The sequence below is a fragment of the Pseudomonas sp. ICMP 10191 genome (assembly GCF_001467335.1).
GTDB classification, from domain to species: Bacteria; Pseudomonadota; Gammaproteobacteria; order Pseudomonadales; family Pseudomonadaceae; genus Aquipseudomonas; species Aquipseudomonas cerasi.
Map to the genome: position 1 here is coordinate 205525 of NZ_LKGW01000002.1, position 6367 is coordinate 211891.

At 58.3% G+C, this 6367-nt stretch carries 8 protein-coding genes and 1 pseudogene; 2 read left to right on the forward strand and 7 right to left on the reverse strand.

Going from position 1 to position 6367, the window contains the following annotated elements; translation table 11 throughout:
- Nucleotides 1-32: 32 nt before the first annotated feature.
- From AO388_RS02175 to AO388_RS29295, 4 genes and pseudogenes are all read right to left on the reverse strand, one after another.
- A pseudogene (locus AO388_RS02175) lies at nt 33-617 on the reverse strand (response regulator); the annotation flags it as partial.
- Nucleotides 618-695: 78 nt separating this feature from the next.
- Nucleotides 696-1799 carry a phage integrase Arm DNA-binding domain-containing protein gene (locus AO388_RS02180; protein ID WP_032672632.1) on the reverse strand — a complete coding sequence of 368 codons (1104 nt, stop codon included), beginning with the start codon at nt 1797-1799 and terminating at the stop codon, nt 696-698.
- A complete protein-coding gene (locus AO388_RS02185) occupies nt 1780-2022 on the reverse strand; it encodes an excisionase (protein ID WP_020313061.1) in 243 nt (80 codons plus the stop codon). Before AO388_RS02185 ends, AO388_RS02180 begins: the two co-directional genes overlap by 20 nt.
- 36 nt (nt 2023-2058) lie before the next feature.
- Nucleotides 2059-2553, reverse strand: a complete 495-nt coding sequence (locus AO388_RS29295; protein WP_063613798.1) for a hypothetical protein — start codon at nt 2551-2553, stop codon at nt 2059-2061.
- Nucleotides 2554-2676: 123 nt separating this feature from the next.
- On the opposite strand from AO388_RS29295, the gene AO388_RS02195 reads away from it, so the two are divergent.
- The gene (locus tag AO388_RS02195; protein WP_058415997.1) at nt 2677-2889 is read left to right on the forward strand and encodes a hypothetical protein; all 213 of its coding nucleotides are present in this window, start codon (nt 2677-2679) and stop codon (nt 2887-2889) included.
- 2 nt (nt 2890-2891) lie between these two features.
- On the opposite strand, the gene AO388_RS02200 is transcribed toward AO388_RS02195, so the two are convergent.
- Entirely contained in the window at nt 2892-3536 is a 645-nt protein-coding gene (locus tag AO388_RS02200) for a hypothetical protein (RefSeq protein WP_058415998.1), read from the reverse strand.
- Nucleotides 3533-3859 (reverse strand): hypothetical protein, encoded by a 327-nt coding sequence (locus AO388_RS02205; RefSeq protein WP_058415999.1) that lies wholly within the window; start codon nt 3857-3859, stop codon nt 3533-3535. The genes AO388_RS02200 and AO388_RS02205 overlap by 4 nt, the downstream gene beginning before the upstream one ends.
- Nucleotides 3860-4041: 182 nt before the next feature.
- Between AO388_RS02205 and AO388_RS02210 the strand changes: the two genes are divergently transcribed.
- Nucleotides 4042-4518, forward strand: coding sequence for a hypothetical protein (locus tag AO388_RS02210; RefSeq protein WP_058416000.1), 477 nt, complete (start codon nt 4042-4044; stop codon nt 4516-4518).
- On the opposite strand, the gene AO388_RS02215 is transcribed toward AO388_RS02210, so the two are convergent.
- A partial coding sequence (locus AO388_RS02215; protein WP_058416001.1) for a DNA cytosine methyltransferase occupies nt 4515-6367 on the reverse strand: 1853 nt, incomplete at its 5' end. The genes AO388_RS02210 and AO388_RS02215 overlap by 4 nt on opposite strands.

The window sequence follows — 6367 nt, forward strand, 5'->3', positions numbered from 1 at the left end:
CATACCCTCGCCATACCGTCTTCAGCGCTCGCTCAGTCAGGCTTCGCCTGTTGCAGCATCAGTGCGTCCTCAAGCTCGATCATGGCCAGTTCGACCGCCTGCTGGCAGGTGCGAAACTGTTCATCCGGCGTGTCCGGTTCGCAGGCCAGTTCGAGTGCATCACAGGCGTCGACCACCCTTGAAGCCTGGATGATCCGTGCTGCGCCCTTGATCCTGTGCGCCAGGTCACGGGTTTTCTGACGATTGTTTTCCGGCATCAGTCTGGCGAGCAACAGCCGGTCTTCGTGGTTACTGTGCAGCAGTTGCGTGAGCAGGCGCTCAACCATTTCAGGACGGTCACCGGTCAGGTTGCTGACGCTGTCGAGGCTGAAGGGCAGGGCCCGCGGGGGCGCCAGCGGGGCAATGGCTGCCAGCCGCTCGCTGAGCATCGAGAGGCTGATGGGTTTGAACAGGCAATCGTCCATGCCTGCTGCCCGGCAGCGTTCTATCTCGTCGGGCTGCGCGTTGGCCGTGAAGCCCCAGACCGGGCAGCGTTGGCGTTCGCAGGCGCGCTCCTGTTCACGGATAGCCGCGGTCATGTCGTAGCCGTTCATGATCGGCATGTTGCAGTCGGGGACACCACGATTATGTAAGTGGTTGATTTTATTGATCTTAAAATCTTCCCCAAAACTCCCCCAATATATCCCTAAAAAGAATCACGCCACGTCAATCCACTCCGACCCGCGACCATCCTTATACATTTCAGTCATGGCTGCGTTGCGGTGTCCGAGCAGCTTCTGAGGATCACGGCCTTCTAACGCATGAAGCCGCGCTGCCAGAGATCGCATTTCATGGAAGCTTGGTGGGTTCTCACCCAGGTCTATGCCGAGAGCTGCCGCACCTCTGTCCCTGGCCTCAGCGAACGCAAGCGTCAGAGTGTTCAGCTTTATTGGCGTGCCCGCTTTTGCGACGGCGACAGTTCGTGTGTGATGCACCAAATGCTTTGATAGCACTCTGTCTCTGCACGATTTGATTACGCTTGAGAGGTCAAGGCCTATTGCTTCAAGTCTGAGGCTGGTGCTGATCCGCAGTCGAGCGCCTGTTTTCGATTGGATGACATGCAGGAAGCCGTCGTGCTCATCCTTGAATAGCATCGATCCGATATCGTCTCTGCGTTGCCCTGTGAGAAGTGCAAGCTCCATCGCCCGCTTTAGCCAGGTCCTGTCAGTCGCTGCGTGAGCTGCTTTCCAGAGTTCAAGACTTAGACGTGCGCGTTTTACTTTTGAACGTGCGGCCTTTGTCGCGTCGACGGGGTTCAGGTCACACCAGCCAGCAGCAATGGCTTCGTTGAAGGCATCCCGAAGCAGCGACCTATATGCTTTTGACATCGGCGCTTTCCCGGCCTTGGAGAACGTGGCGAGAAATGTCGCGATATCCATTGTCCGGATACTGCGTATGGACTTTTGGCCTAAAGCGTTTTTTACGGTCTTGAGTCTGCTTTTCATGCTCCTGACCGTTTGCGCGCTTAAGCCCCTTTCGGTGTAGATCAGGTCGTACTCGCCGAGCCAATCAGCGAATGTGCGGTCGCCCACTGCAACTGGCTCTGCGATTCGTTGCGCCAATGTCGGCTTCAATACGTCTGCATGATTGGCGGCGACAGCTTCCATAATCGCTGCCGCCTTGTCCTTGCCCAGGCCGAACATTCTTCCGGTTACCGGGTCACGATACGTGTAGTAAGTGTGCCCGTTGCGCTTGTCGGTCTTCCGATACAAGTTAGGGGGTAGGTCTTTTGACCCTGCGTTACGCGGCCTTGGAACCATTTCTTGCACTCTCTATTCGGCTGATCAGGCTTCCGCCCGTAATACGGACAATCGGTTTTTCGGGTTCGCTGTATTGCGCCTCGGCTTCTACATAGTAGCTCCGGCCATGCTTCACGGGTGCTGGCGCTATTCGGCCTTCGCGAGCCCACTTGCGCAGGGTGTTCAGGCTGGGCGGCGTCCGGAACTGTTCGGCCGCCCACTCGTCGAGGGTAACTTTGCTCATGATATTGCTCCGGGCCGCGCTGGGCGGCGGAAAGGCTTAGGATTTGGATGCTTTGGCGTGACCGACGCAGACCTTGGTCGGCTCGCCTTGATCGTCGAAGTGCGCGTGACACATGAATCCTTTCTGGTCATGCGCCATAAATTCCGCATCGGAGGTGGTAATGGGCGATTGGTTGGCAATAGACCCAAGGCGGTAGGCGCATCCGTGGCAAGCGCCTGCGGGATCGCACTTGCTGGCGATCATTACGCCCTGGCAAGCACCTATGATGGTTGGCAGGTTCACGCTCGTGAACTTATCGGGGTGTACGCCGCACTCTTCAATTAACACCTGGTCGCTCATCTCTGAGCAGTTTTCCGCGACCGAGTTGGCAAGACCAATCAGTTGGGCCGTGAATTCCACCAGCCCCTGCGAGCCATTGAGTTGAAGATAGCGGGTCAGAGCTACCCGCCGCATAGCAAGGTCAAGCTGGGCAATAGCTGCAAGATCGGTGGCATCGCTCCGGGTCATGTTGTATTCAATGTTTGCGGACATATCGATTCCTAGGCCGCCGGTCACCGGCAGGCTCTGGAGGGAAGGGGGTATCCGGCAGGTACTCCTGATCACTGCTATGGTCCATGCAGCCAGCAGGAGCTGGTGCAGCACCAAGGAGAGGTCATGGAATGCACCACAGCCACGAACGAGGTTTACGGGCCTTACAACGCCAAGCTGGGTCGGCGCGGCGCTGACGGCAACATATGGTCGGGGAGGATCCTGATTTTCAGAATCCTCGATGACCGGGTCTACTCAATGCACGAGCAGTACCTGGGCCGGCTCAAGTACGGCATGGCGATGACTGACAGGGGAGAGCTGATTTTCATGGTGCGGTAGGCTCAGGTCCTCACGCGCTTGAACTCGACGACCCAGACCCAAGGGTTGTTATTCCAAGAGTCGGCACCGTTGATTGATTCCCACAGTTCCCGCCACGCAGCGGGATACCAGTCGCGATAATTCGGCGATACGTCGTCGCTCGCCAGTTCTGGCGGGCATTCCAATCCTTCCGCCCGGATGTCGCTGCGGGAAATTTCTTGCAGGCGCTCGACCCGCACGTCGGTGATTTCCAGAAGAATGCGGCTTACCCAGCGCGGCATGTGGATGGATGGCCGAGTTTTCCCCGGCGTGATCATTGAGCATCCCGTTTGCCTTGAGGCACCATCTGCCGGGTAGCGGATCGGCTCACCATGGCTCAGCTCTCGCGGCGCTACTTCATTAACCTGCGCATCAGCCTGCCATGCCTCTCGCACCCATAGACGGTCGCCGGGTTGGCCGTACGGGCAGTCACTGTTGAGAAAGTGGTTTGTCATAGGTTTGCCGTAAATGTCTTGCCCGTAGTTGGCCCCACCTACGCAGAAATTACCGCTCACATCAATGTGCGGCTGAACCTTAAGCACGCGCCGCGTGACTGTCTTCTGGCCCGAAAGGATGGCGCACACCATCGGCGCGCTGAACAGGATCGGTCTTTCTTTGACTTGGCTCATGGCGTCACCAGTGGCCTGACCCAAACACAGATAGGACCCTCTTCATTGTCATGAATGGAGAAGATAAACCAGCCGTCTCCAGCGGGCTTGGTAGGCTTCCAAGGGGTGCAATCGTTTTCTCCTTCGCCAAACCACGCCGCGACCACGTCTTCTGGTCCATCGTTTTCCATTTCAACGATGCCGAACTCAAGGCCGTGCTCGGCGAACCAGCTAAAGGGGAGCTGACTTTCTTCGCCGTCATCCGGCCAAGCCGGGTGGGTCCATAGGCCATGCTGGTCGCGCTCAACCGGCAATTGAATGACTTTCTGCTTTTCTTCGGGCATGACTTCGTCCTTGCCGCACACGCGGCAGCATGTATAAAAGGGGAGAGGGGTTAAATCAACTCTGCATCAATCGCAGCGCATGCAACAGTGGGCGTAGAAAACTTAGGGGAAGGGTTCGTGTGATACTCCTAAGAATACGCATAATGGGTGGCGTTAATATATTTACTATTGAGGCAAGCGGTATGACCAGTGAAAATCCGGTAGTTGTCATGGCAGAAAATGCATTGGCATGGGCTGCCCAGCACCCTGTCAGTGGATCTGAAGATCTTTTGAACTCGGCAATAATTCGACTTGGGACCGCTCCCACTCCGGTGCCTTGGCTGGTGCCAGAGGCGGTTGCACTCCTCCAGAAAATTGGCAATTTGTTGTCCGTCCCCATTGACGCAGAAACGGGGGTCGCCAACGACTACGGAAAGCGCCGCTTCAAGGTTTACCCAGAAGGCCGAACTGGCACCGTTTCCATTGGCTCGGTCAATCAAGACGGATTCATTACCGACTACTTAGGCAAGCGGCTGTATAAGATTCATTGCAGCGCCCTGTTTGATATGGACGGGAGGTTTTTCGGAGTTATCCAAGCTCGTGGCGAAAATGCGGTCGTAACTGATATGCATGATGAGAGTTATCACAAGCTTTTGTTGGTTTCTGCTGACTTGCCCTAAGCGGCGTTAGATTGTTCGTTAGCCGCAAGCCACGGATCGTTCGCTCGAGCGAGCGCTGCCATAGGCGGCGGGCTCACGCTGTTGCCGCACATGTGCACCTGCTGGGTTTTTGTGAACGGCTTGCCGTCGGCGCCGTGGTTGATAACGTAGTCGGCGGGGAATCCCTGCGCCTTGTACAGCTCAGACGGCTTGAGCATCCGCAGGCAGATGTCGACGATCACGTAGGGCGTGCCCTTTACCATGACGGTGACCAGCGCCAAGCGATCTTTGGTCGTGATGGTTGGTGCCGGTTCGCCTGCACCGCTGACGTTCTCGGTCCCGTAATAACTGATCAGGAACGCGGCGACCCGCAGTGCGCCTTCCTCATGCTCCGGGGAGAGCTTGAGCGATACGACAGAGCTTTTACCGCCGCCACCGGCCGTAACTGTAGGCGCAGGCTCATCCAGAGGCTGACCGACGCTGGCACCGAACTGCCGCTCCATGAACGCTGTGACCAATCCGTGGTGTTGCCCGCCGGCGCTGACGGTGTGCAGCGGATCGTTCACGTCCCGTGCATCACAGTTGCCGCGTAGATGCACCAGGTTTGCGGCCACAAGAGCGTGGTGCTGACCAGTTGTCAGGGTCGGTACCGGACTTTCCAGGCTCGTCGGTCCGTGGCCCGTTGTGTTGGTGATCAGAGTCGCGGTCACCAGCTGCTGCTGGCTGCCAGTATTGGTAATTGTCGTCATGGGCTCGTCAGCGCCTTTGGCGTGAGTGGTGTTGAATCCGCCGTTGGCTTGAATCATCACTGCAGCGCTGACCGACTGGCCACCACCGCTGGCTGTAACCGTACCGACCGGGCCAAGAATGTCGTTCACACCATGGGAGCGGCGTTTGGTAGCGCCGGATCCTTCGCCGTGACCTGCCTGGACGATGCAGGCCGATGCGAGTGCGTGCTTGACGCCGCCAGCGACAACGGTGCCCAGAGGCTGATCGATCCCCGGCACGCGAGGCTGTTGGCCTTCGCGCTCACCATAGCCAGACTGGATCAGGGTAGGGCTGATCAATGTCAGCTCGCCGCGGTTGGCGCACGTCACCGTTGGCAGCGGCTCAAGTGGATCGTTGATGCGATCGCTGCCTTGGTGGGTCGCTGGCGCAATGACTGGGCTGACGACCGAGAAAGCGCCGCCCTTTGGATATGACGTCACTGTGCGCAGCGGTTCGTTGGCCGATTGAACCGTCTCTCCTGACCAGTTCGCAATCGGCACAATGAACGGTGCCGGGTTGTCGATGACGAACTTCTTCATGCCCTTGGCGACTCGGCGCAAGGTAGCCGGCGCCAGGTCTTTCTTTCGTCCGAATATGCTTTTGCCCAGGTCGGTAAAGTCGATGCACTCGGCGGCTGTCCTCCAAGGCTTCTGGCCTTTGGCGGGGCGCTTGGCGTGGGTTGGCTCTGGCCACACGATCGGCTGTCCGTCGCAGCGGGCAATCATGAACAGGCGTTCCCGGCTGGTCGGCGCACCGAAGTCGCACGCTCGGATCACACGCCACTCGACGGCATAGCCCAGGCGCTCCAGCTCGCCCACGAACACCGCCCATGTCTGGCCGCGCCGGGCAGGGTTTGGCACCAGAAACTGCTGATCGACCGGCACAACCTCACCAGGTGCGGCAATGCCGCCGCCCAGCTTCACGACCCGCCCGGTCGTCTTGCAACGCTTGGCCACCAGTGGACCCCATTGCAGGATCTGCTTTACGTTCTCCAGGCTGATGACGCGGGGTTTCTTCTTGCCAGCCCACTTCAAACCGATCCAAGACAGGTTGCGGATCTCGCGCTTGCGCGGCTGACCGCCGGCGGCCTGGCTGTGGTGGG

Coding starts and splice junctions, on each gene's coding strand:
- AO388_RS02180 (WP_032672632.1), bottom strand. CDS start 1,799: ATGGTTCCAAGGCCGCGTAACGCAGGGTCAAAAGACCTACCCCCTAAC.
- AO388_RS02185 (WP_020313061.1), bottom strand. CDS start 2,022: ATGAGCAAAGTTACCCTCGACGAGTGGGCGGCCGAACAGTTCCGGACG.
- AO388_RS29295 (WP_063613798.1), bottom strand. CDS start 2,553: ATGTCCGCAAACATTGAATACAACATGACCCGGAGCGATGCCACCGAT.
- AO388_RS02195 (WP_058415997.1), top strand. CDS start 2,677: ATGGAATGCACCACAGCCACGAACGAGGTTTACGGGCCTTACAACGCC.
- AO388_RS02200 (WP_058415998.1), bottom strand. CDS start 3,536: ATGAGCCAAGTCAAAGAAAGACCGATCCTGTTCAGCGCGCCGATGGTG.
- AO388_RS02205 (WP_058415999.1), bottom strand. CDS start 3,859: ATGCCCGAAGAAAAGCAGAAAGTCATTCAATTGCCGGTTGAGCGCGAC.
- AO388_RS02210 (WP_058416000.1), top strand. CDS start 4,042: ATGACCAGTGAAAATCCGGTAGTTGTCATGGCAGAAAATGCATTGGCA.